A 23,775-nucleotide genomic window follows, 5' to 3' on the forward strand; every position below is an offset into this window, starting at 1 on the left:
GCACAGCATGCGTGCGAGGTTCTTTTTTAGGGCTGATAAATTTGACTTCCCTGACTGACAAACTCCTTCGCCTTCTTTTCCATCTCTCTTTTCACTTCTTCAGATTGATTGCGGATATCATGGGAAATTTTCATACTGCAAAACTTCGGTCCGCACATCGAGCAAAAGTGAGCAGTCTTAGCACCTTCAGCAGGCAATGTTTCATCATGGAACGCCAAGGCTCTTTCTGGATCAAGTGACAGGTTGAATTGGTCCCGCCACCTAAATTCAAATCTCGCTTTTGATAATGCATCATCACGCCTTTGAGCAGCAGGGTGTCCTTTTGCTAGATCAGCAGCATGTGCGGCAATTTTATAGGCGATCACGCCTTCTCTCACATCTTCTTTGTTCGGCAGACCTAAATGCTCTTTTGGCGTTACATAGCACAGCATGGCTGTTCCGTACCAGCCGATCATGGCAGCGCCGATGGCGGATGTAATGTGATCATACCCCGGCGCGATATCTGTTGTAAGTGGCCCTAACGTATAAAATGGTGCTTCCTTGCAAATATCCATTTGCTTGTCCACATTCTCTTTGATTTTATCCATTGGGACATGACCAGGCCCTTCAATCATTACCTGCACATCATGTTTCCAAGCGATTTCTGTTAACTCACCTAACGTTTCCAGCTCTGCAAACTGCGCCTCATCATTGGCATCAGCAATCGAGCCTGGTCTAAGTCCATCTCCAAGAGAAAAGGCGATATCATACGTTTTCATAATTTCACAAATGTCTTCAAAGTGTGTGTAAAGGAAATTCTCTTGATGATGAGCAAGACACCATCTTGCCATAATCGCACCGCCTCTTGAAACAATTCCTGTCACCCGATCAACTGTCAGCGGAATATATCTTAATAGCACGCCCGCATGAATCGTGAAATAGTCTACACCTTGCTCTGCTTGTTCAATTAATGTGTCCCTATACACTTCCCACGTCAAATCTTCTGCTATTCCATTCACTTTTTCAAGGGCCTGATAGATAGGAACGGTTCCTACTGGGACTGGGCAATTTCGAATGATCCATTCTCTCGTTGTATGAATGTCCTTTCCAGTAGACAGGTCCATCATTGTGTCTGCCCCCCATCTGATCGCCCACGTCATCTTTTCTACCTCTTCATCAATGGATGACGTAACAGCTGAATTGCCAATATTCGCATTGATTTTGACATGAAAATTCCTTCCGATAATCATTGGTTCACTTTCTGGATGGTTAATATTCGAAGGAATGACGGCTCTTCCGCTCGCTACTTCCTCTCTAACGAACTCAGGGCTTAGCTCTTCTCTTATTGCGATAAACTCCATTTCAGGCGTAATGATGCCTTTTTTGGCATAATGCATTTGCGTCACGCGCGCTCCTTGTTTCGCACGGAGCGGTATATGATGAAAATCAGTCTGGATAGAATGGAAGGACTCCTTCTCCCTTGAACGATATCCGTTATCTTCCGGTTTTACATGACGCCCTTCATAGCTTTCTGTATCTCCTCTTTCTTCAATCCATGCTGCCCTAAGACGCTTTAATCCTTTTGTGACGTCAATATGAACGTTCTCATCAGTGTACGGTCCACTCGTATCGTATACACGGACTGGTACATTTTTTATGTCGCCCGCCTCTGTCACAGTATGTGAGAGCGCAATCTCTCTTTTTGGCACTAAAATATCGGGTCTTGATCCTTTCTCATACACCTTATGGCTGCCGTCAAAGCTGGATAATAATGATTGGTTGGATGGGACACTTTTCTTTTCTTTCATTTGCTGTTCTCTCCTTTTCTTCTTGTCACCGGACAGGATGGAATCAGCACCAGCAAAAAAACCAGGCTCTATTGAAAGAACCTGGTTTCGTCGTCAGAAATAAACATGCATATCATTGATATGATCCATGCATCATCTTCAACTTCCCCACGCTGGTACGAGCCAGATCAGGTCCAAAGGGTTAAGAAGCTTACGCTACTCTCTCAGCCCATTTACGGGCACCCCTAGTCACTTTTATTGATTTCCACATCAGTGTAGCATAGAGACATCATGAAAAAAAGAGAATTCAGGAAAATAGTTCCTTTCCCCTACAAGCTTCATAGATCATGTTGATATACAGACTTCTATACATGATCTGTCTCTCTCATTTCAATTAAATCTAAAATAATCGTTGATCCTTTTCTCCTATTATGTATAATTAATCTAAACGGAGAATTTTTATACAATCTATTCAAAGGAAGTTCTAGTCGATTGCAAACATTTCTCACATTTATCGTCGTAGGATTCTCAATTGCTCTGCCTGTTGGAGCAATCACGGTTGAAATGACAAAACAGGGACTGAAAAATGGATTCTTTCATGGCTTAACTGTCGGAGCAGGTGGTATGACCATAGACTTATTACTCATCTTGGCTTTATATGCTGGATTTGCTCAATTTTTATCTTTGCCGTTTGTTCAAATCCCTCTCTGGCTGATCGGAGCTGTATTTTTAATGATTCTTGCATACGATTCCATTAAAAATGCGGATCAAGATATCCATTTAGCAGGAGAAAAGGTCAATAAATCATTCGCAAAAACATATCGAAACGGCTTGCTCGTGGCGGTATCCCCTGGAAATCTTGTGTTCTGGGTTTCTGTTTTTGGTGCTGTACTTGCGGATGCTTATACAAAAACAGATTCATCTGAATTTATGCTGGCTGCCGGCGGTATCTTGGCAGGGATTCTCCTTCATGACATCGGTCTTCTCACACTTGTATCCTTAACAAGAAAAGTGATGAATCGAACGATGATCAAGTGGACATCCATTATTGCTGGTATTTTATTACTAGGGTTTGGCTGTTATTTCTTTTACGAATTTTATATAGGCATCAAGGTTTTTTTTTAAGAAAAGGCTAAAGTTCGTGATGAACTTTAGCCTTTTTGATGTCAAACTACCGGGTCATGCCAGTTTGGCCTGTTTCAAATTGCGTTCTTCTCATATCTCTGAAACGTGTGAATGCACCTTCATCTTTTATGACTTGGACTGCTCTTCCATCCGCATAACGAGTCGCTGCTTCTTCTACTTGTGATACGCCTTCTGACGTCAGGCGGCCATCTGATTTAATGGCAATATACACATTCTCATCCGTCACCATGACTTGAGAGTCTGCCACGTGATTCATTTTATTGACGCGGTTGGCAATTTTTCTTGAACGCTGGATGTTCTCTTGTTTATCGTAGCCTGAGAACGACATTTGGTTATGATAGTTCATATCTCCATGACTGTAGCGTCCATCTCCACCTGTGAGAGGCATTCGATCATCAGCTTCAGGACGTGTACGGTAATCAACATTCGTTGTATTTCTACCGTTCATTCCCTCCATGAGTTCAGAAACTGGTCCTTGATGATCCTGGTTGTTGTCTGCCGCTCGTTGATTCGAATGATAACCAACCGGCTGACCTGATTGATTATGACGTGTATCGACACCTGCGTTATGATTTGCACCACATGCCGTTAAACCAATAGGAAGAAGCACTAATGCGATTGTTTTTTGCCATTTTTGCAAACGAAAAACCCCCTGTACAAATTCAATCTCATGAGCGCGAAACAGGCTCTGTTTTAGCATGTACAGTTAGGAGGAAAATCAAGCTGTCAGTTATAAACAAAAAAAGGAACGATTGAGATCGTTCCTTCTGATTGGTGACAAAGGGCTAAAATGTTCTTGATTTTAGCCCTTTGTCTTCTTTTCAGCGTAATAGAAAACCTTTGCAGTCTAGGAAGGGCGAGCACCGGAACGGAGCGAATTTGACATTCGTGAGCACCGGAGCGCAGACCTGACACCGAATGCGAGGGTTTGTCTACACGCTGAAAGGAACGATTGAGATCGTTCCTTCTGTCATTAATCCTCTTCTTCTTCCTCCGGCCTTGCAAAAACGGATTGACCTGGATATGGCTGCATATAAGGCTGAGCTGGATAAGCCCCCATTTGGCCATAAGGAACAGGATTTGGATAATGCCCTGGCCAAGGCTGATGATGCTTCATGCCATCATCACATCCGCAGTCTTCCTTGCCATATGCTGCATTTGAAACGTTTGGATAAAAGCCTTGATTTGCGTTGGCATTTGCGTTGGCGTTTGAATGCATATGGTGATGCCAGTGATGTCCGTCGTTTGCATGATGCTCAAGATTTTCCCCGTAGTAAGCTGGCGCTTGATACGCAGGATAATACGAATGAGCCGGATATGGATATGGCATCATGTGATGGTGATAATACGGCTGGATAGGATAACATAGGCCTGATCCCGGTAAGATTGGCGATGCCGGCACCATTTGCTGCGGATATGGATACATTGCTGGCATGTAATGACCATAACCATAATAAGGATCATATGGTTCATGATGATGGTGCTGGTGATGATGCTCCTTATTTTCAGCTATTCCTCCAACCGCTGCCCCTCCCACATTTGGCATTTGCGGGAAATTAGGAAGGTTTGGGTAATTGCTATGCTCCATATCTTTTCCCTCCTCTTTTTGATGCGGAATATGAATAAACGGATCATACCCCTTTGCCACTTCTTCTTTTAGATGACCTTTATTTTCGTGATGAAAATGGTCCTTGTGGTCTTTATGTTCCTTATTTTCATGATGAAAATGATCTTTGTTATCTTTATGGTCTTTATTTTCATGATGAAAATGATCCTTGTGATCCTTTTTGTCATGAACGTGATCTTTTTTCTCATGATGATCTTTTTTGGGAGGAGGCGTGAATGGCTGGTAGAGATTGGTCTGATAATAGTTCACATCGACTTGCGGAAAAACTGGCTGCTCAATCTTTGGCACTGGCGGTACATAAGGTACCGGTTCATTTGGCTTTTCCTTCGGTTTCGTATCTTGCACTTGCACGACATCTTTTGGCTTTTCTTTCACATACGGATGTTCTTTCGTTTTTGGCATTTCTTTTGCTTTGTGATGATCTGTTTTAACAGGAACACCACTAGATGGAATTTTAATCTTCATACCCGGCATGATCAAATCAGGATTACTGAGCTGTGAATTTAGTTTTTTCAATTCTTGAAAGTCGACTCCGTATTTCTTTGAAATTTTCCAAAGGGAGTCTCCTTTTTGCACAATATGAATTTTCAACGTTTTCCCCTCCTATGCAAAACGTGAACGTAACGGTTATGTCAGAAGTACAATATGTTTCAACATAAATTTATGCCTATTTACAAGCCGATATGATAAAAACTTGTTTTCTGATAGGAGGGGCTGATTCATTATTTAATGGCGAGCATTTTCTTGAGTGCAAGCAATGCGTCTTTTGTGATGTCTTCATCGACCTGTATCAACCCGGCCGGCTGACCCTTCTCAATGCTTTCAAGCGACCATAGCAAATGAGGCAGATCAATCCGGTTCATAGTCAAGCATGGACACATATCTGGGTTGAGGGATTCAATTTGTTTATCTGGGTGCTGCGCTATGATCCGTTTGACTAAATTCATCTCTGTTCCAATTGCCCATTTGCTTCCTGCTGGTGCCTGTTTGATCGTATCAATAATAAATTTCGTTGAACCTGCTAGGTCAGAAGCCCTTACGACCTCATGCGTGCATTCAGGATGAACAAGAATTTGAATGTCACGGTCTTTTTTTCTCATTTCTTCTATATTCCGAACGGTAAACTTCTCGTGTACGGAGCAATGGCCTTTCCATAAAATCATCTTAATACGGGAAAGCGGCTGATCGGTGATGAGCTTTTCTTCTATCTGATCCCACACAGCCATTTCTTCTAGCGGAATACCTAAATCAAAAGCCGTATTACGCCCTAGGTGCTGATCAGGGAGAAACAAAATCCGCTCTTTTTGTGTCAGTGCCCACTCGAGTACTTTTTTAGCGTTTGATGAAGTAACAGTTGCCCCGCCATGCTTGCCGACAAATGCTTTAATATCTGCTGTTGAATTGACATACGTAAGCGGAAGTATTGTATCCCCAAACAGATCAGTGAGCTGCTCCCATGCTCTGTCTGTTTGTTTCATGTTTGCCATATCTGCCATTGAACAGCCTGCCCTCATATCTGGCAATACGACGCTTTGATTCTTGTTTGACAGCATATCTGCCGTTTCTGCCATAAAGTGAACACCGCAGAACACAATGTATTCAGCCTCGTGATTGTCAGCCGCTATTTGCGCCAGCTGCAATGAATCTCCTGTTGCATCTGCAAATTCGATAACCTCATCCTTTTGATAATGGTGGCCCGGTATAAAAAGCTTTGAGCCAAAAGCCCGCTTAATTTCTAACACTCGCTGCTTCATCTCATCTTCAGAGCGGTGTTTATATTCATCTGGCATCATGACTGCATGTTGATTGGCTAATACATTAAGCATGGACATGAGTCGTTCCCCCTTTATGACTGAATTCCATATTCATACTAAAATCAAACGCTGGAGCAGAATGAGTCAGAAAACCAAGTGAAATAAGATCGACTCCTGTCCCCCTGTAGCTTGGCAATGTCTCTAACGTGATTCCCCCTGAAGCCTCTGTCAGAATGGACTCTGGCGTCATTTGTTTAAAACGTTTTACCTCGTCCGGAGAGCAGTTATCAAACATGATGACATCCGCTTTTGCTTCAATGGCTTCCATTAGCTGCGTTTCTGATTCAATTTCCACTTCAATTTTCACCATATGACCGGCATATGCTCTTGCTTTCTCTACAGCTTCACGGATAGAGCCGCATGCGGCAATATGATTATCTTTAATCATCACCCCATCTGATAAGCCAAAGCGATGATTCTTTCCACCGCCTGTCTTTACTGCGTATTTCTCTAACATACGCAAGCCGGGTGTCGTTTTTCTCGTATCACAAATCGTAATTGACGGGTCGCCTAATCGCTGCACCGCCTCATGTGTTAAGGTGGCGATACCTGTCATTCGCTGCAATAGATTTAAAATGACCCTTTCTCCCTTTAATAGGTCGTTGACTGGGCCCTTTATTTTCGCCAGTAAAGCGCCTGAATGAATCCAATCACCTTCTTGAAAAAACAGCTCAGTTTGAATTTGTTCATTCAACAGTCGGTACCCTATATCAATTAATTGTGATCCTGCCAATACACCAGATTGTTTCGCAATGATAAGAGCTGTTCCTTTCTTGTCTCCAAAGATGGCATCAGCTGATACATCTCCAAAGCCAATATCTTCTGTGAAAAAATGAGTGAGCATTTGTTTTAACTGTAAACGTTCCATTTGGCACCGATCCTTTCATTTTTCATGATATGAATGTGACCTTTTTCATGAACAATCTGCCTACCCTGCCACAACGCATCACTTCGCTCTGGATAATCCATTCGATAATGGCCGCCTCTGCTTTCTGTACGAAGTAATGCAGATTGAGCAAGGCAAATCGCTAATGCCCATTGATTGCTTAATTCGATCTGTTCATTTGTGATATCCTTCACATTAATTTGCTGAAAAGTGATATGTTGCAACGAATGAAGCAAAGTCTGCAAACCTTTTTCATCTCTCACAATGGCCGCATATGTAGCCATCCATTGTCTCAGCACAGCCTTTGAAATCATTGGGACTCGCCATATTTCTCGAATAGAAAAAGGTGGACTTATTTCTTTCTGTTTAGGGAGCTGTTCAATTTTTTGTGCCGCTTTGCTGCCTAACACGAGACCTTCCAGAAGAGAATTACTCGCCAATCGATTCGCACCGTGTAAGCCAGTACAGGCCGCTTCTCCAATGGCAAATAGCGCTGGAACAGTGGTTTCTCCATATTCATTGACGCTGATTCCGCCCATTAAAAAGTGCATACCGGGGGAAATTGGCAGCCTGCCGCTTGCCATATCGACGCCTGCACGCTGACACATTGCATCTATTGCTGGAAAACGAGTTGAAAAATGCGGAATATCATGGATGTTAAGATACAATTGATGACCTAATTGCTGCTCATGAAAAATTGCTCTAGCGACCACATCTCTAGGTGCTAAATCAGTTTGTGGGTGAATACCTTTCATGATCCGCCTGCCTGTTTCATCTTCTAAATAAGCTCCCTCTCCTCGTACTGCCTCTGAAATGAGACCAACTGCTTTTCCAGCGATTGTTAAAAGAGTAGGATGGAATTGAACAAATTCGAGATCCACTAATTGCGCACCGGCTCGATAGGCCATCATCAGCCCGTCTCCTGTTACAGAAGGATCATTTGTGTTTGTCTCATATAGGGAGCCGCAGCCGCCAGTTGATAAAACAACGGCATCTGCGGTCATCGTATGTACGTGTCCTTTCTCGTCTTTCCATACAACACCCGTACATGTCCCTTCATGAACCAATAGATCAATGACATGATGATATTCGTATAAATGAATATGTGATCCGAGCTGACTTTTTAGATACTGTACAAGGGTTTTCCCTGTTTGATCTCCTCCCGCGTGCAAGATGCGATGAGTGGTGTGTGCCCCCTCTTTGCCTAATTGCGGCTCTCCCATCTCATCTTGATCAAATGGACAGCCTTCTGCTACGAGCTGCTCCACAAGGTGCTTTCCAAGTTTCACGATTTCTTGTACGGTTCTTTCATCATTGTGATCACAGCCGGCAGCTAGTGTATCTTGCACATGCTGCTCAGCTGAATCATGTGCTGAAAAGGCAGCAGCGATTCCACCTTGTGCCAGCATGGAATTACTAGATGAAAATTGTTTTTTTGTCATCATGATGACCTGGCAGTTTTTCGAAATGGTTTTTGCAAAGGAAAGCGCTGCAATGCCTGATCCCACCACAATAACTTTTTTGATTGATGACACCATCGCCCCTCCTGTCATTTACACCTGTCTTGACACATATCATTACACAACACTAAAATAAATACAAGAAAAAATTTTCACACGGGAGATGGATAGGTTGGTTTATTTAGATTACGCAGCTTCTACACCTGTTTCAGAGGAAGCACTGCATGTTTTTGAGCAACTCAGTAAAAATTTCTACGGAAATGCAAGCAGTCTTCATGATGCTGGGGGAAAAGCAAATGACATATTGTCTTACAGCAGACAATCACTCGCTGCCATGATCGAGGGTGAACCAGATGGAGTCTACTTTACAAGCGGTGGAACTGAATCCAATCTCCTTGCGATTCAATCGATCATCAATGGACTGCCAGCGCATCAACAGCATGTCATCACAACTTCAGTTGAGCACCCTTCTGTTCATCATGCAGTTAGCAGCTTAGAGCGTCTTGGCGTAAAAGTCACGATCATTGAACCGAATCAGGATGGAATCGTTACAGAGGACATTCTCAAAGAAGCATTATTGCCTGAAACAGGGCTAGTATCTATTCAGCACGCTAATTCAGAAACAGGGATTATCCAACCGCTTGCTGAATTAGCGCCTCTTTTAAAAGAAAGGAACATTCTATTTCATACTGATGCTGTGCAAACATTTGGAAAGATTCGTGTGTCCATCAAAGACCTTGGAGTCGATGCCGTGTCCATCTCAAGTCATAAAGTGTATGCTCCTAAAGGCGCTGGTGCCGTTTATATGGGCGCACATGTTCCTTGGAAACCTTTATATAGAGGGGCAGTTCAGGAAAATGGCTTACGTCCAGGGACAGTGAACGTTCCGTGTATCGGTGCTTTTGCTGCCGCAAGTGAACAAACGATGCTTAGGCTGGATGAACAGCATAAATTAGATGAGCAGCTGCGTGATTATTTTCTTCAGCAGTTAAAAATAAGACAGCTGCCTGTTCGTACACTTGAGGACAATGACAACCGCCGCACGCTGCCTCATATTATTGGTTGTTTTTTTGAAGGGTTTGAAGGACAATATGTAATGTTAGCATGTAATCGGCATGGGATTTGTCTATCAACTGGAAGCGCGTGTGCTTCTGGTTATCATCATCCTTCCCCTGCTGTGAAGGCATTACGTGTATCAGATCGTGATGCCCTTCAATTTATTCGACTATCATTTGGATGGCAGTCATCAAAAGAGGACATCGATCAGCTTTTGCATACATTTGAGCATTTGCAAAAGGAGAAGAAGGGAGCTTAGGACGTGGAGCAAGAGAGGAAACTCATTGGCGAAGAAAGAAGAACCGCCATTTTAGAGTGGCTGAAAGAAACAGACACACCGCTTACCGGAAGCTTTTTAGCAAAAAAAGCGGCTGTCTCTCGACAAGTCATTGTACAAGATATCTCATTATTAAAAGCAAAAAACGAACCCATTATTGCCACAAGCCAAGGCTATGTGTATATGGCAGCGCAGCATGCGCCAGAAAAAGAAATTGAACAAATCATCGCCTGCAAGCATGATCCTGCTCGTACAGAAGAGGAACTGACCTTGATTGTAGACTTTGGAGTGACGGTGAAAGATGTGATCATTGAGCACCCTGTTTATGGTGAACTGACGGCCTCTATTCGCGTCAGCACACGGAAACAAGTCGCTGATTTTGTGCATCATATTTCTAACACCGGCGCGTCCTATTTGTCAGAACTAACAGACGGCGTGCACCTGCATACTCTCACTTCTTACAGCCAAAAGCAGCTTGACCAAGCCATTCAAGCGCTGGATGATGCTGGGTTTTTAATAAAAGACTAAAAAAATAGTGTCCTCATGGGACACTATTTTTCATTCGTTAATTCATAGGTTTGATAGCTGCCGAGCAGCTTGACCTCACAGCCAATCGCTTCTAATTCTTGAATCGCACCAGGGACTAGAACATCATCCATTTCTTTTTCAATATCAATAATAAATAAATAATGTCCAAGACCTGTTTTTGTCGGACGAGATTCAATTTTTGACAAGTTGAGATTCCGCCAAGAAAAAGCAGACAGCACACGGTGCAATGCGCCTGATTGGTCATCCTTTGGCAGACTGACCACAATAGTCGTTTTTGGTTTTGATGAGAAACCAGAATTCATTGGGAACGATGCATTAGGATCTTTATGTAAAATCACAAAACGTGTATGGTTGTGCGGATAATCATGAATGTCTTTTTTCGCAATCGTCAATCCATACGTTTTTGCGGCAATTTCATTGGCAATAGCCCCAACAGCTTCATCTGGATGCTCACTGATATATTTTGCTGCATAGCCTGTTGATTCCACTGGCCGATGAGGAATATGAGGGTACTGCTTTTTCAGAAATTGATGACACTGAGCAATCGCGTGAGGATGCGACTGAATGACATCTAACGTCTCCCAGCTGTCCGCTCTTGATGGGTGGACAAGCAAATGCTGCCGAATTGGTGCTGTCATTTCCCCCACAATGGACAGCGCTTCTTCATGAATTAAATAATCAATCGTTAAGTTCACAGATCCTTCGAGTGCATTTTCAAGTGGAACGACTGCCAAATCGACTTCGCCCTTTGACACAGCATCCATACATTGCGGAATTGTTGCATAGGCACGCTGCACCGCATCTTTTGGAAAACAAGAGCATACGGCCAAATGAGTAAATGTTGCCTCTGGTCCAAAATAACCTACAGTTAATTGCTTCATCTGCTATGATCTCTCCTTTTACGCCCCAGAACCTAGAATTTCGACTTTTTCGACAAATTCAAGCTTTCTTAATTGATTCATGACGGTATTGATATCATCTGCCATTCCAGCTGTACTAATTGATAAGGTGACATTCGCTCTTCCTTGCAGCGGAATCGTTTGGTGAATGGATAACACATTACAGCCAGAGTCAGCCACGATTTGAAGCAGTCTTGACAAAGCCCCAGACCGATCCTCAAGGTGGAAAAACAATGTGATGATCTGCTCTTTCACCATCGTATAAAAAGGAAAAACAGCATCTCGGTATTTATAAAAAGCACTGCGGCTTAAATCCGCTTTTTGAACAGCATCAGCAACTGAATCCGCTTTTTTGCGATCAAGAAGCTTTTTGACCTCAAGCGTTTTTCGCATCGCATCTGGAAGTACATCCTCTCTTACTAAATAGAACGTTTCTTCTTTCACCTGTTTTCTCCCCTTTTAAAAACGGGAGAGCCCATAACTGGACCCTCCTTTTGATCAATCAATAAATTCGAATTCAAATTCAAGCAGACGAATGATGTCGCCATCTTTTGCACCGCGCTCACGCAAGGCATCATCGACACCCATTCCGCGCAGCTGTCTAGAGAATCGTTTAACGGATTCATCTCTTGAAAAATCTGTCATCTTAAAGAGTCGCTCAAGTGCTTTACCCGTTAACACAAACGTACCATCAGGATCTCTTGAGATCTCAAATGGTGCATCGCCCTCATCAAATCTGTACATCACGCGGTTATCCGACAGCTCCTCTTCATTATAGAGCGGGAATTCCGGTGTTGTTTCAAGCTGATTGGCAATTTCAAATAAGAGCTCACGAAGTCCTTCTCTTGTGATCGCACTAATCGGGAACACTTTATAGTCATCCGTTAATTTTTCTTTAAATGCCGCTAGATTGTCAGCTGCATCTGGCATGTCCATTTTGTTCGCAACAATGATTTGCGGACGCTCTGTCAATCTCATATTGTATTGCTCAAGCTCTTCATTAATCGTCACGTAGTCTTCGTATGGGTCACGCCCTTCAAGTCCAGACATATCAATGACATGGACAATGACACGTGTACGCTCAATATGACGTAAAAATTGATGACCTAAGCCAACGCCTTCGTGCGCTCCTTCGATCAGTCCTGGCAGATCCGCCATAACAAAGCTTCGGTTATCGTCTGTTTCAACAACTCCGAGGTTCGGCACAAGCGTTGTAAAATGATAATCCGCAATTTTTGGTTTCGCAGAAGAGACAATCGAAAGCAGCGTTGACTTCCCGACACTTGGGAAACCAACAAGTCCAACATCTGCAAGTACTTTTAATTCTAAGATGACGTCACGTTCTTTACCTGGCTCACCGTTTTCAGACAGCTGTGGTGCAGGGTTTGCTGGTGTTGCGAAGCGTGAATTTCCACGTCCGCCACGTCCGCCTTTGGCAATCACAGCCCGCTGCCCATGCTCTGTCAAGTCAGCTAGTACTTGTTCCGTCTCTGCATCTGTTACAACCGTACCCGGCGGAACTTTGACAATCATTTCTTCCGCATTTCGGCCATGCTGGTTTTTACTCATTCCGTGCTCACCGCGGTCAGCCTTGAAATGACGCTTATAACGAAAGTCCATTAACGTTCTAAGTCCTTCGTCTACTTCAAATACAACATCTGCACCATTTCCGCCGTCGCCGCCTGCTGGGCCGCCCTTTGGTACATATTTTTCACGACGGAACGCCACCATACCGTTTCCGCCGTCACCGCCTTTAACATACACTTTAACCTGATCTACAAACATAACTTCCTCCGTTTCTCTGCATCACATATCTCGTTCTTGCCTCAAACAAAGCTCAATCATGGACTCATGAGGCGTCACATGAAATTGCGTTATACTCATACATGGATAGTTTGCGTCATGAAACGCATTTAACGCATCCAAACTTGTTAATTTTCCTTTGAAATCAAAATATAAGATCACATCATTTTCTTCATGATCTGTTTGGAAAGTGACCGTTAAATGATTTTCAGTTTTTTGACAAACTGATTGATCGAATATCGAAAACAACTCCTGTGATACCGTTAGCAGCTGCGATTCATATGCTGATAAGTCTCGGGTTTCACCAAGCACTTCATATTCTAAGGTGATAAAATGCGACTCCCAATTAAATGTTAGAAAGGAATAGGCCAATTGGGGAATTTTTAAATTTGAGAGTTTGGATTCATGCTGTGCTTCAATGACCATTTCTTCTATAATTTCAAACACGCGGTCATATTTTTCTAATGTCAAGTTGCCTTTGATCAGCTGTAATTTATTCATCCAGTCGTGTCTTGAACGACTGAGCAGATCAATCAATTCATTTGTTAATGCAACGTGAGTTAATTTTTCATTTTCTTTACTTGGTATCTCTTCCATTATCGCACTCCCAATCGTTTGGTCTCTCTTTTAGGAGTCTTATCATCAATATGTCTCCCTGAATTATAACAGAGAAGACAGCATAGAAAAACACTAGTTATGTGAGGAAAGGTTGTTTTTTCTGATCGTATAGGAGAAAATGAGGCAAAGTCAGCAAACGTTCTTTGATATTTATGGAGTGCATCTTCTTTTATCATCTTCGGGTACTGCTTGTAAAAGTGAAAAAAACTCCAGTCAATGACCGGAGTTTTTAGCAATTATTGTGCCGCAGGATATACGCTCACTTTTTTACGGTCACGACCGAAACGTTCGAATTTAACTGTTCCGTCGATTTTAGCGAAAAGAGTGTCGTCGCCTCCGCGTCCAACGTTTTCACCTGGATAGATTTTCGTTCCACGTTGACGATAAAGGATAGAACCACCAGTTACGAATTGACCATCAGCACGTTTAGCGCCTAAACGTTTAGACTCAGAGTCACGTCCGTTCTTTGTAGAACCTACCCCTTTTTTAGATGCGAAAAATTGAAGATCTAATCTAAGCATGAAGTTCACCTCCTATTTTTTTGTTGATATTCTCACATAATCGTGATAATCTCGTTCAATTGTCTCTAAGGAAACGACCATGCCTTCTAAAAGCAGCTGGGCTTTTTCAAAGGATACTGGATCTGTATCAGCTGGCAGTTCAAAAGAGAAATAGCCGCCTTCTTCACCAATATCGAGCAGTGGGTCCAATCCTGTCAGTGCAATAATTGAATTGACTGAGCCGAAAACAACAGCAGATACACCTGCACAAACGAGATCCTGACCTTTTTCAGCAAACTCGGCATGTCCAGTCATCTGAAAAGACGTAATGCTTTCATCTGCTGAAGACCGAGTAATGGTTGCTTTGATCATATCACTCACACGCCTTAAGCGTTGATTTTTTCGATAACAACTTTAGTGTAAGGTTGACGATGACCTTGTTTCTTGTGGTTGTTTTTCTTCGGTTTGTACTTGAACACAGTAATTTTCTTACCGCGACCTTGTTTTTCAACTTTAGCCGTTACTGTTGCTCCAGCAACTGAAGGGTTACCCACTTTGACAGTGTCTCCGCCGACAAACAATACGTTTTCGAAAGTTACTGTTTCACCTGCTTCAGCAGCTAGTTTTTCAACATAAACAGTTTGACCTTCTTCAACTTTTACTTGTTTACCACCAGTTTCGATAATTGCGTACATCTCTGCACCTCCTAATAAACTCAGACTCGCCGAATACAGGGGGCCATAGGCTCTTTACACCTGCTTCGCGCGGTTGTAGCACGGGTGCTACATATCCATAACATTAAAAAATATATCAAACTAGACGCAGAATGTCAATGTATTTTCACCATTAGTACGGTAAAAGAAGCTCTTCCATTGAGGAGGTGGTTCTGCGATCTGAAAAATACGCATGAAGCAGTTCATTTTCATCAAGCTGGCTCATCTTCACGCCATCTCTTTCAATAATAATCGGATGTTTGCAGCCCCTTTGAAATCGTGCTATCACTTCGTATACTTTTTCCTCTGCACTTGCTCTCAGCGGAATCAGTTTTTCTACCTTTTGCTCTTTTTTACCGTAATACCGTTCTAGTAAAAAGCGAACCCTGACGTAATGCCGCTGTCTGTGCTCCATCACGAGTGAATAAGCTAAAAAAGTGAGCAGCACCCAGCCATTGAATTGCAGCGGTGCAAACAAAAGTAACCCTCCTGTCAATAGGCCGAAAAAGACAAGTGAGCCTTTTATTGCGAGAGCATGTGCACGTTGGAAAGGGTAAAAAACAGATAAGAGCAAAAAGACTAATTTTCCGCCATCAAGCGGCCAAACGGGCAAAAGATTCACAAGAAAAATCGCCATATTATAAAAGGTAAACATCGTAAAGACGTCGTGCGAGATAAGAGAAGCCTCCATGAAAAGCCATGCCATGAGCTGGAGCGGTACATGCTGAAGCGGCCCGCACAAAATGACCGCCAGCTCTTCTTTTAACGGACGGTTCCCATGTTCCTCTACTTCCACCGTCCCGCCAAATGGCAGTAAAAAAATCCGCCGAATGCGCCAATGATAATAGCAGGCAGCCGCTGCATGTCCAAGTTCATGAACACAGACAATAACGAGCAGACAAAGCAGCGGCTTGATTTGACCTGACAGAATCGCAAACGCCATCACAATCCACAGCAGCGGATGGATGTGAATTTTCGTCAGCATAAGCAGCCATCTATTCAAAGGTCATCACCTGAATAGGATCGATAAATTGTTCATTTTGCTTAATGGCAAAGTAATACGTGCCCTTTCCTTGATCATCAAGCGAAATCTGGCCAATTTTTTCACCCTTATCGACAAAATCGTATAAGGCCACATCGGCTTTCTTTAATTGACCGTACCAGCTATAGCTGTTATCTGCATGCTGCACCACCACGGTAAGCCCTGTATCGCTTTTCTTTTTCACCTCGACCACGTAGCCTTCCTTCATACTATCAATCGCTTCAGCTGATGTCTCGACTTTGACCCCTGCTCCATTTTGCGTAAAGGATTCCTGCACTTTACCAGAGGCAGGAACAGCCAGTTCTTGATTTGCTTGCACGTCCTTTTGGCCATCTTTTTTCTCGGTTAAAAAGGCCAGCGGATGCCCAACTGTTTTTTCAAACCAGCGGTTGGCAGCAGCAAATTGAAAATCTTGCTCAAAGGTCTGAGTAATCATTGGCTTCAGCTGCTGAAACGGACCTGCCTGACCTTTAAATGAAATGGCTGCAATCAACACAAGGGACGCTGATAATAAGCATTTAAGCACAAAGGTATTCGGGTTAAATAAGGGATGACGGTATTTCTTTGGCTGGTGAGCCGCCGGTTCGTAGGAGGTCGAGCCAGAATGCTTTTCTTCCTCTGTCAGCATAACCCATGGCGGGATATCTTCTTTTTTCTTGAAAGCCGTCTTCTTAGGGGGAGCAGCTGGCTGCTTTGTTTTGCGGCGCTGCGCGATTTTCTTTCGGTACTCGTCCACTCTTTTCATGAGATCACCCTTTACATACAAACAGTTTGTACATTTTATGTGACAACCTCATCTGATATGCAACAAAAAGACCGATTCTCATCGAATCGGTCTCAGCGGGTAGACAAACCCTCGCATTCGGTGTCAGGTCTGCGCTCCGGTGCTCACGAATATCGAATTCGCTTCGCAAAGGCAGCGCTTTTCCTAGACTGCAAAGGTTTTCTATCACAGTTAAGTGATTATGCTCTTACACCAAAAAATGCTTTCAGCTTTGCAAACATTCCCTTGTTTTCTTCTTCAAAAGATTGAAGCGGTACTGATTCCCCTAGTACCCGGCGGGCAATATTGCGATATGCAATCGATACTTTATTTTTAGCATCCATGACAATTGGTTCACCATTGTTTGAAGCCTTAATCACATCATCATCATCTGCTACGATGCCAAGTAGATCAATTGATAGGTGATGTACAACTTCATCCACATCCATTGAATCGCCATTTTTCGCCATGTGTGTACGAATACGGTTGACAATCAAACGAGGGGGTTCGATATCTTCTTGTTCTAACAAACCAATGATTCGGTCCGCATCTCTCACAGCTGAGATTTCAGGTGTCGTCACGACAATGGCCTTGTCTGCACCGGATACAGCATTTTTAAAGCCTTGCTCAATTCCAGCAGGGCAGTCAATAACAACATAATCAAAGTCTTGTTTCAATGATTGAATTAATTCTTTGATCTGTTCCGGCTCTACAGCCGTTTTATCGCTTGTTTGAGCAGCAGGTAAAAGATACAAAAGATCCTCGAAACGCTTATCTTTTACAAGCGCTTGGTGAATTTTGCATCTTCCTTCTACTACATCAACTAGATCATAAATAATGCGGTTTTCCAGCCCCATCACGACATCCAGATTCCGAAGGCCGATGTCGGTATCAACTAGACACACCTTTTTCCCTTGAATTGCTAGTGCTGTGCCTAAGTTTGCAGATGTTGTTGTTTTGCCAACGCCGCCTTTTCCTGAGGTAATCACAATAGCCTCGCCCAATTTCACATTCCTCCCTCAAGCCTTGTCAGATTAGGTCTTATATGAGCCAATTGCTGCAGGCGTTCAATGATCATATTGCCATCTATATCTAAATAAGCACATTCCATTTCATTTCCATCTTCTTTTTGATCTGGTGCACGGTTAATAACTTGTGCGATGCGAAGCTGTGTTGGAATCATATGTGATGCCGCAATTACAGCCTGTTTGTTGCCATTACATCCAGCATGCGCCACACCTTTTAATGCGCCAAGCACAAAAATATTTCCCCCTGCGCGAATCGTTCCGCCAGGATTGACATCTCCTATTAATAAAAGATCTCCTTCGACATACAGCACCTGTCCAGAGCGTACAATTTTTGCTACAGAAGTAATTTCAGCCTCTGCTTTTAATCGTCTCGCCTCTTCAGTTGACATGACGTCACTTTCAATTGAGTGGATAACGAGATGTTCATTTTCAGACACCGCTTCGGTCAAACGTGTCTCCTGATCCTCTGTTAAATAACGAAAACCAAGCTTAATATGCACATTGACCTTATGTCCTTCTCTTCCATCTGTATATTGCTCAAGTAATAGAACCTCTCGCAAGCCAGAAAGAAGGTCATCAAACGAACAGTCATCATTTAACTGTAAAGTTAATCCGTTTTTTGTACCTTTTATCGTCACATATTGCTGTTTTTGAGTTTTCAAGATGCTCACCTCAACAACATACTCATTTCGCCGTAATTGGACAAACTCCTGCTTTTATTCGTCGATCAGTTCTTGCTTCACATAGGTGAAAAAGAGCCTTAGCGGCACAACAAGTATGAGAGACGCAGCAGTATTTAAAAGAATCGTTGGAATAAAGCGTTCGATGACATACGTATTAAACGGCATAATCCCTGGTTGAATTGTCGCTTGAACGCCGTATACATAAAACTCCATCACGGAAACAGCAATAATCGACAGAAAGACGACAACTAACATATTCGTTTGCAAAACTTTAAAAGCTTTTGCTAGCAAATAGCAAAGCGCCCCAAAGCCAAACATATGAACACCAAGTATGCCTGTATATGAAATATCATATAAAAGTCCAAAGATAAATCCGTAAATCACACCATATTTTTGATTCACAAAAGCAGTCATAAATACAAGTGCGAGTAAAATGAAATGAGGAGCTAAAATTTGATTCTCTGAAACAAATGGGAGCTTCACTAAATCAACAAAAATGCTGTCAAATACGAAGATAAACAACATGACGAAAGCAAGAAGGACACGTTTCACGAGCCTTCCTCCTTCGTCAATTCAGATGCATCTGCCGTACTTGTACTGCGATTCACCACAATCACGCGGTCTAAATTGTTGAGTTCAGCCGCTGGTTCTACGTAAATGATCTTTGTCAGGCCGTAATGGTCTGGCTCAATTTCACTCACCTTACCAATCGTCAAACCTTGCGGGAATACGCCCCCTGCTCCAGATGTTTCAACAAGATCTCCTTTTTTGACATCCCCATCTGCATCGGATTTCAGAATATTCATAGTCAGCATTTTTTTCTTGCTGTCATAACCGTTAATGATTCCATTGAGTTCTTCTTTGCCCTTTTTCGCAAAAATTTTCGTTGAAATTCTATTATTTTGGTCAGTAGAGCTTAGCAACCTTACAGTCGAAGTAAAATTGTTGAGCTTATCACTTTCAATCTTCCCAATTAACGCACCACTCTCATTTGTGACCGCCATATCTTTTTCAACGCCTTGTTTTTTCCCTTTATCAATCATCACAAAGCTATCCCAAAGAGATGGGTTTCTTGCGATAACAGTTGATAGAATTGGCGTGTAGTCACGAATAGAGTTCACATAGCCGAGCTGTTTGCGAAGCTTTTTGTTCTCATCTTCTAGTTCTTGAAGTTTCGCCTCATATTGGGTTTGTCCATCAAGTTTTTTTCGAAGACGCTCGTTTTCATCATATGTGTTCTTTAAATCTTGTACGTTCCCATAAATACCGGCAATAAATTGTGATGGTTTATGAAAGACACCTTGAAAAAAGCCTGTCGTATCCCCCACTAATTTTTCCGGCCATGAAGCACCTCTGCCGCTTTTCACTGAAAAACCAATCATGGCCACCAGTACGATGACACAGACAAGGAGCAACATTAATCTTTTATTCATAAAAAACTGCGGCATGTCTTACACCTCTTTAATTACGCCCGATTATCGATTATCTTTTGATTTTCCTTTGAACAAATGAATATGTTCTAGTGCTTTCCCTGTTCCGATTGCCACACAATCAAGCGGGTCTTCTGCAATTATAACTGGCATTTTCGTTTCATCACTAATGACTTTGTCAAGATTACGAAGCAATGCACCGCCTCCTGTTAAAACAATTCCGCGGTCCATAATATCTGCTGCCAGCTCAGGCGGGGTTTTTTCAAGAGTCATTTTCACTGCATCAACAATTGTTTCCACCGTATCGCGAAGCGCTTTTGCAATCTCTTCTGCCGTAATAGAGATTGTTTTTGGCAGACCTGTTAAAAGGTCTCGTCCGCGAATATCCATCTCAGCATGTACATCAGGCTGCGCAGAACCGATTTCCATTTTAATCGCTTCTGACGTACGATCACCGATCATTAGGTTATACGTTTTACGGATGTAGCTGCTGATCGCATCATCCATTTCATCTCCTGCCACGCGGATTGATTGTGATGTCACAATGCCGCCAAGAGAAATAATCGCTACCTCTGTTGTACCGCCGCCAATGTCCACAACCATACTTCCTGTTGGCTCCCATACAGGCAGGTTAGCACCGATTGCCGCAGCAAATGGTTCTTCAATCGGGTATGCGTCACGTGCACCAGCTTGTCTTGTTGCATCAATGACTGCACGCTCTTCTACAGCTGTAATACCAGATGGTACACATACCATGACGTAAGGTTTACGAGCAAAAAGCCCTTTGCCTTTTAATGCTTGATTAATGTAATATTTCATCATTGTTGCTGTCGTCTCGTAATCTGCAATGACTCCGTCTTTCATTGGGCGTAATGCAACAACATTACCAGGTGTACGGCCAATCATGTTTCTAGCATCATTTCCGACTGCCACTATAGACTTCGTATCAGTTTCCAAGGCTACGACCGAAGGTTCTCTCACAACAATGCCTTTTCCTTTAATAAAAACAAGCGTATTCGCTGTTCCAAGATCTATTCCAAGGTCTTTTGTACCAATTCCAAACATATGTATGTATCTTCCTTTCTTAAACCAAAATTCCCTTAGGGAAAAACTCATAAACTCTATTATATCGTAAAACATTGAAAAAAAAAGTGTTACAAATACCCTTTTTCCTTCAAACTCACAAATTTTTGATCACCTATGACAAGATGATCAAGCAGCTGTATTCCAATCAGCTTTCCACATTCAAAAAGCCGCTGAGTGACTTCAATATCTTCCCTGCTCGGCGTCGGGTCTCCAGATGGATGGTTGTGCACACATATAAATGAAGCAGCGGACCGTTTAAAGGCCTCTTTGAAAATTTCACGCGGGTGAACGATGGATGAGTTCAGACTTCCAATAAACACAGTATGTTTATGAAGAACCTGATTCTTTGTATTGAGGTATAGACATACGAAATTCTCCTGTTGTAAAAACCTCATATCTTCCATCACATAGTTTGCCCCATCCTCTGGTGTGCGGATCACATAGCGGTTGTCCGTCGTTTGATGGTGTAATCTAGTGCCGAGTTCTAAAGCAGCTAAAAGAGCGATCGCCTTCGCCTTTCCAACTCCTCGAATCTTCGACATTTCTTCAATTGAGGCTTCTCTTACAGAGCGAAGACCGCCAAATGTTTGCAGAAGTCTTGCGGAAATTTGGAGAACTGATTCCTTTTTTGTGCCTGTCCTTAAAAGAATCGCAACAAGTTCATGGTTTGACATACTGCCGGGACCATATTTCATAAATCGTTCTCTCGGCTTTTCATCTTGAGGAAAATGCTTTAGCAACATAGGGAAATCGTTCATGATGCCCACTCCTTTTAGATTCCTTCCTGTCATCAAAAAGGGGTGATTCCAAATGTTTCGAGCACTCTAACTGTTTTGGCAATAGGGAGACCTACAACGGAAAAATAATCACCATCTATTTTTTGAACAAACAGTGCGCCTTTTCCTTGAATGCCATAGCTCCCCGCTTTATCGAGCGGTTCTCCCGTTTCGATATAGCGGTCTATTTCATTTTGCGTAAGTGTCCAAAATGTCACTTCTGTCTGTTCATAAAATGTTTCTTTTCTATTCTCTGACTGAATCGTGACACCCGTCAAGACTTGATGTGTCTTTCCTGACAATAATTGAAGCATTGAGGCCGCTTCTTCCTTGTCTTTAGGTTTCCCAAGACATTTGCCGTCAATTGCAACAATCGTATCTGCACCAATAATCACAGCTTCGGGATATAATGTTTGAATATCACTTGCTTTTTGTTCTGCCAACCATTGGACGTTCTCTGCAGGAGAAAAGTTTCGATTTATTTCTTCTTTTAATTGACTTGCTTGAATGTCATAAGAAAACCCTGCTAGATCAAGCAATTCTTTTCTTCTAGGGGATTGAGATGCAAGAATCAATTGGTTCATGTTTGTTCATCCTTTCAGGGTTTAGCCTAAGAAGTAAGATACCCATTCATCCTATCAAATGTACATCTTACCGACAATTTACGAAAATTCATTTTTCATGTTCCTTCATCATTATGTTGGATGCAAAAGAAAAAAACTAGTCATTTTTTGACTAGTTTGGTTTCTTAAAATATGATTTTACGTATTTAATTGATCAAGCAGTGCCTGCTGAGATTTCCACCCGTTTTCAGCAGTAGGTTCATTTAACAGCTGCACCGCTTTCAGCAAACTGCTTTTAGCTGGTGCGTCCATTGTTTTGGCACTTTCAAGCTCAGAGATCAGCTGCGTAACGTCCTTTTGATCCACATCATCCCCTGCAATGACCTTAGAGGATAAAACAGATGCCTTTTCTATTAAACTAGTCAGCTCCTCCGGTACTTGAAATGAGAGCTCCTTGCCTCCCCACGCTTCAAAGTGCTGATCAATCAGCTTCTTCCCAACAGCACTTGTCATGCCCTGTTCTGTCGCAAGCCCAGCAATGACATAATAGCCATCATCCATTGAGACCTTTTTCCCCGCATATCCTGCTTCTTTTAAACTGCCAACTAATTCATCTGCTCCTTTTTCAGAGGAAAACTTTCCAGCCTGTACGACATATGTTGAAAAACTGCCAGAGGCGCTTTTTTCATCTTTATTCTCTTTTGATTCATCAGCAGTATCTGCTGGCGGCGCATCCCCGCCCGCTTTCATCGATGATTGATTTCCGGACGCTGAAACGCTGATATCTCCCCCTGATGGATTCTGAGTACCATCTTGGCTTAAGCTAAGTGCAAACACACCAAGGCCTGTCCCAAGAACCACTGCAAACACAATCGTTGTCATCACTCTCTTAAACGGGCCGCGGTTTTTACCGAACTTCTGATCAAAGGAGCCTTTTTTCTTTTGATATGGTGTCACGACCTTTGGGTCAGAATGATAAATATGATCAGCTGCGTCATCCCACTGGAAATCTTCTTCTTTCGGTTTAGCCGGTTCTTCCTCGGAAGCAGCTGTCTCCTGTTCTGACTGCCTTTTTTCCTCCCAATTCGAAAACGTCACTTGATCATCCTCTTGCTGTTTTGTTTTTGGCGGCTGGTGGTCATCTTCATGAAGCATTTCTTCTTTGCCATTAATATTGACTTTTAACCCTTGTTTTTTTGCCTGCCTTTTTTTCACTGTCATTCCCCGCTTTCTGACATTGTTTTTAAGAAAGACCTTTTTGTCCAATGAATCAGCGCGAATGTAACCCGT

At 42.7% G+C, this 23,775-nt stretch carries 26 protein-coding genes, 1 riboswitch and 1 other annotated feature; of the genes, 3 read left to right on the forward strand and 23 right to left on the reverse strand.

Translation table 11 applies throughout. The features are described 5' to 3' along the window. Positions 1–26: 26 nt before the first annotated feature. A complete protein-coding gene (gene thiC / locus ACLGGR_RS14840) occupies positions 27–1,787 on the reverse strand; it encodes a phosphomethylpyrimidine synthase ThiC (protein ID WP_410973359.1) in 1,761 nt (586 codons plus the stop codon). Positions 1,788–1,914: 127 nt separating this feature from the next. Then, positions 1,915–2,023: riboswitch (TPP riboswitch) on the reverse strand. Positions 2,024–2,258: 235 nt separating this feature from the next. On the opposite strand from thiC, the gene ACLGGR_RS14845 reads away from it, so the two are divergent. Further along, positions 2,259–2,891 carry a LysE family transporter gene (locus ACLGGR_RS14845; protein WP_410973360.1) on the forward strand — a complete coding sequence of 211 codons (633 nt, stop codon included), beginning with the start codon at positions 2,259–2,261 and terminating at the stop codon, positions 2,889–2,891. 46 nt (positions 2,892–2,937) lie between these two features. Here the strand turns inward: ACLGGR_RS14845 and ACLGGR_RS14850 are convergent, their stop codons facing one another. The 5 genes from ACLGGR_RS14850 to nadB form a co-directional block, all read right to left on the reverse strand. After that, positions 2,938–3,552 carry a YhcN/YlaJ family sporulation lipoprotein gene (locus tag ACLGGR_RS14850; RefSeq protein ID WP_410973361.1) on the reverse strand — a complete coding sequence of 205 codons (615 nt, stop codon included), beginning with the start codon at positions 3,550–3,552 and terminating at the stop codon, positions 2,938–2,940. A gap of 333 nt (positions 3,553–3,885) precedes the next feature. Further along, positions 3,886–5,130, reverse strand: coding sequence for a SafA/ExsA family spore coat assembly protein (safA, locus tag ACLGGR_RS14855; protein ID WP_323648128.1), 1,245 nt, complete (start codon positions 5,128–5,130; stop codon positions 3,886–3,888). A 131-nt stretch (positions 5,131–5,261) separates the two neighbouring features. After that, entirely contained in the window at positions 5,262–6,371 is a 1,110-nt protein-coding gene (nadA, locus tag ACLGGR_RS14860; RefSeq protein ID WP_410973362.1) for a quinolinate synthase NadA, read from the reverse strand. Then, positions 6,358–7,221, reverse strand: coding sequence for a carboxylating nicotinate-nucleotide diphosphorylase (gene nadC / locus ACLGGR_RS14865; protein ID WP_410973363.1), 864 nt, complete (start codon positions 7,219–7,221; stop codon positions 6,358–6,360). The genes nadA and nadC overlap by 14 nt, the downstream gene beginning before the upstream one ends. Beyond that, positions 7,203–8,777, reverse strand: a complete 1,575-nt coding sequence (nadB, locus tag ACLGGR_RS14870) for an L-aspartate oxidase (protein ID WP_410973364.1) — start codon at positions 8,775–8,777, stop codon at positions 7,203–7,205. Before nadB ends, nadC begins: the two co-directional genes overlap by 19 nt. Positions 8,778–8,871: 94 nt before the next feature. On the opposite strand from nadB, the gene ACLGGR_RS14875 reads away from it, so the two are divergent. Further along, the gene (locus ACLGGR_RS14875) at positions 8,872–10,014 is read left to right on the forward strand and encodes an IscS subfamily cysteine desulfurase (protein WP_410973365.1); all 1,143 of its coding nucleotides are present in this window, start codon (positions 8,872–8,874) and stop codon (positions 10,012–10,014) included. A 3-nt stretch (positions 10,015–10,017) separates the two neighbouring features. Further along, positions 10,018–10,560, forward strand: a complete 543-nt coding sequence (locus ACLGGR_RS14880; protein ID WP_142945551.1) for a transcription repressor NadR — start codon at positions 10,018–10,020, stop codon at positions 10,558–10,560. 23 nt (positions 10,561–10,583) lie between these two features. Here ACLGGR_RS14880 and pheA read toward each other — a convergent pair whose 3' ends face one another. The 17 genes from pheA to ACLGGR_RS14965 all read right to left on the reverse strand — a co-directional run bounded on the left by pheA (position 10,584) and on the right by ACLGGR_RS14965 (position 23,706). Next, a complete protein-coding gene (pheA, locus tag ACLGGR_RS14885; RefSeq protein ID WP_251216435.1) occupies positions 10,584–11,462 on the reverse strand; it encodes a prephenate dehydratase in 879 nt (292 codons plus the stop codon). A gap of 18 nt (positions 11,463–11,480) precedes the next feature. After that, positions 11,481–11,924, reverse strand: coding sequence for an ACT domain-containing protein (locus ACLGGR_RS14890; RefSeq protein ID WP_008342790.1), 444 nt, complete (start codon positions 11,922–11,924; stop codon positions 11,481–11,483). A gap of 54 nt (positions 11,925–11,978) precedes the next feature. Further along, positions 11,979–13,265, reverse strand: a complete 1,287-nt coding sequence (obgE, locus tag ACLGGR_RS14895; RefSeq protein ID WP_039180364.1) for a GTPase ObgE — start codon at positions 13,263–13,265, stop codon at positions 11,979–11,981. A gap of 21 nt (positions 13,266–13,286) precedes the next feature. Further along, the gene (locus tag ACLGGR_RS14900) at positions 13,287–13,880 is read right to left on the reverse strand and encodes a sporulation initiation phosphotransferase B (RefSeq protein WP_142945552.1); all 594 of its coding nucleotides are present in this window, start codon (positions 13,878–13,880) and stop codon (positions 13,287–13,289) included. Between the two features lie 257 nt (positions 13,881–14,137). After that, positions 14,138–14,422 (reverse strand): 50S ribosomal protein L27, encoded by a 285-nt coding sequence (gene rpmA / locus ACLGGR_RS14905; RefSeq protein WP_003216586.1) that lies wholly within the window; start codon positions 14,420–14,422, stop codon positions 14,138–14,140. A gap of 12 nt (positions 14,423–14,434) precedes the next feature. Next, positions 14,435–14,773 (reverse strand): ribosomal-processing cysteine protease Prp, encoded by a 339-nt coding sequence (locus ACLGGR_RS14910; protein ID WP_034279847.1) that lies wholly within the window; start codon positions 14,771–14,773, stop codon positions 14,435–14,437. 14 nt (positions 14,774–14,787) lie between these two features. Then, a complete protein-coding gene (gene rplU / locus ACLGGR_RS14915) occupies positions 14,788–15,096 on the reverse strand; it encodes a 50S ribosomal protein L21 (protein ID WP_003216781.1) in 309 nt (102 codons plus the stop codon). Positions 15,097–15,108: 12 nt separating this feature from the next. Beyond that, positions 15,109–15,181: a sequence feature (ribosomal protein L21 leader region), on the reverse strand. A 66-nt stretch (positions 15,182–15,247) separates the two neighbouring features. Further along, complete coding sequence (locus ACLGGR_RS14920) at positions 15,248–16,117, reverse strand: M50 family metallopeptidase (protein WP_142945553.1); 870 nt, start codon at positions 16,115–16,117, stop codon at positions 15,248–15,250. After that, complete coding sequence (locus ACLGGR_RS14925) at positions 16,110–16,901, reverse strand: peptidoglycan DD-metalloendopeptidase family protein (protein WP_410973366.1); 792 nt, start codon at positions 16,899–16,901, stop codon at positions 16,110–16,112. The genes ACLGGR_RS14920 and ACLGGR_RS14925 overlap by 8 nt, the downstream gene beginning before the upstream one ends. 218 nt (positions 16,902–17,119) lie before the next feature. Next, complete coding sequence (minD, locus tag ACLGGR_RS14930) at positions 17,120–17,923, reverse strand: septum site-determining protein MinD (protein WP_017358134.1); 804 nt, start codon at positions 17,921–17,923, stop codon at positions 17,120–17,122. A 2-nt stretch (positions 17,924–17,925) separates the two neighbouring features. Further along, entirely contained in the window at positions 17,926–18,609 is a 684-nt protein-coding gene (gene minC / locus ACLGGR_RS14935; RefSeq protein ID WP_046311942.1) for a septum site-determining protein MinC, read from the reverse strand. A 54-nt stretch (positions 18,610–18,663) separates the two neighbouring features. After that, on the reverse strand, positions 18,664–19,182 hold the full coding sequence (gene mreD / locus ACLGGR_RS14940) for a rod shape-determining protein MreD (protein WP_142945556.1): 519 nt from the start codon (positions 19,180–19,182) through the stop codon (positions 18,664–18,666). Further along, the gene (mreC, locus tag ACLGGR_RS14945) at positions 19,179–20,078 is read right to left on the reverse strand and encodes a rod shape-determining protein MreC (RefSeq protein WP_024423163.1); all 900 of its coding nucleotides are present in this window, start codon (positions 20,076–20,078) and stop codon (positions 19,179–19,181) included. Before mreC ends, mreD begins: the two co-directional genes overlap by 4 nt. Before the next feature lie 27 nt (positions 20,079–20,105). Continuing rightward, positions 20,106–21,125, reverse strand: a complete 1,020-nt coding sequence (locus ACLGGR_RS14950) for a rod shape-determining protein (RefSeq protein ID WP_410973367.1) — start codon at positions 21,123–21,125, stop codon at positions 20,106–20,108. Positions 21,126–21,214: 89 nt separating this feature from the next. After that, positions 21,215–21,889 (reverse strand): RadC family protein, encoded by a 675-nt coding sequence (radC, locus tag ACLGGR_RS14955; protein ID WP_267587548.1) that lies wholly within the window; start codon positions 21,887–21,889, stop codon positions 21,215–21,217. 47 nt (positions 21,890–21,936) lie between these two features. Beyond that, the gene (locus ACLGGR_RS14960) at positions 21,937–22,506 is read right to left on the reverse strand and encodes a Maf family protein (protein ID WP_144471278.1); all 570 of its coding nucleotides are present in this window, start codon (positions 22,504–22,506) and stop codon (positions 21,937–21,939) included. Between the two features lie 177 nt (positions 22,507–22,683). Then, positions 22,684–23,706: an SPOR domain-containing protein gene (locus tag ACLGGR_RS14965; RefSeq protein ID WP_410973368.1), complete on the reverse strand. Its 1,023-nt coding sequence runs from the start codon at positions 23,704–23,706 to the stop codon at positions 22,684–22,686. Positions 23,707–23,775: the final 69 nt, after the last annotated feature.

The organism is Bacillus sp. BD48, assembly GCF_046566805.1.
GTDB lineage: Bacteria > Bacillota > Bacilli > Bacillales > Bacillaceae > Bacillus > Bacillus safensis.

Bases quoted from the DNA above. Each gene is read 5' to 3' on its own strand.
- rplU (WP_003216781.1), bottom strand. From the start codon at position 15,096: ATGTACGCAATTATCGAAACTGGTGGTAAACAAGTAAAAGTTGAAGAA.
- ACLGGR_RS14900 (WP_142945552.1), bottom strand. From the start codon at position 13,880: ATGGAAGAGATACCAAGTAAAGAAAATGAAAAATTAACTCACGTTGCA.
- ACLGGR_RS14965 (WP_410973368.1), bottom strand. From the start codon at position 23,706: ATGACAGTGAAAAAAAGGCAGGCAAAAAAACAAGGGTTAAAAGTCAAT.
- mreC (WP_024423163.1), bottom strand. From the start codon at position 20,078: ATGCCGCAGTTTTTTATGAATAAAAGATTAATGTTGCTCCTTGTCTGT.
- radC (WP_267587548.1), bottom strand. From the start codon at position 21,889: ATGTTGCTAAAGCATTTTCCTCAAGATGAAAAGCCGAGAGAACGATTT.
- pheA (WP_251216435.1), bottom strand. From the start codon at position 11,462: ATGAAGCAATTAACTGTAGGTTATTTTGGACCAGAGGCAACATTTACT.
- rpmA (WP_003216586.1), bottom strand. From the start codon at position 14,422: ATGCTTAGATTAGATCTTCAATTTTTCGCATCTAAAAAAGGGGTAGGT.
- ACLGGR_RS14950 (WP_410973367.1), bottom strand. From the start codon at position 21,125: ATGTTTGGAATTGGTACAAAAGACCTTGGAATAGATCTTGGAACAGCG.
- nadB (WP_410973364.1), bottom strand. From the start codon at position 8,777: ATGGTGTCATCAATCAAAAAAGTTATTGTGGTGGGATCAGGCATTGCA.
- ACLGGR_RS14960 (WP_144471278.1), bottom strand. From the start codon at position 22,506: ATGAACCAATTGATTCTTGCATCTCAATCCCCTAGAAGAAAAGAATTG.
- thiC (WP_410973359.1), bottom strand. From the start codon at position 1,787: ATGAAAGAAAAGAAAAGTGTCCCATCCAACCAATCATTATTATCCAGC.
- ACLGGR_RS14925 (WP_410973366.1), bottom strand. From the start codon at position 16,901: ATGAAAAGAGTGGACGAGTACCGAAAGAAAATCGCGCAGCGCCGCAAA.
- nadA (WP_410973362.1), bottom strand. From the start codon at position 6,371: ATGTCCATGCTTAATGTATTAGCCAATCAACATGCAGTCATGATGCCA.
- nadC (WP_410973363.1), bottom strand. From the start codon at position 7,221: ATGGAACGTTTACAGTTAAAACAAATGCTCACTCATTTTTTCACAGAA.
- ACLGGR_RS14910 (WP_034279847.1), bottom strand. From the start codon at position 14,773: ATGATCAAAGCAACCATTACTCGGTCTTCAGCAGATGAAAGCATTACG.
- obgE (WP_039180364.1), bottom strand. From the start codon at position 13,265: ATGTTTGTAGATCAGGTTAAAGTGTATGTTAAAGGCGGTGACGGCGGA.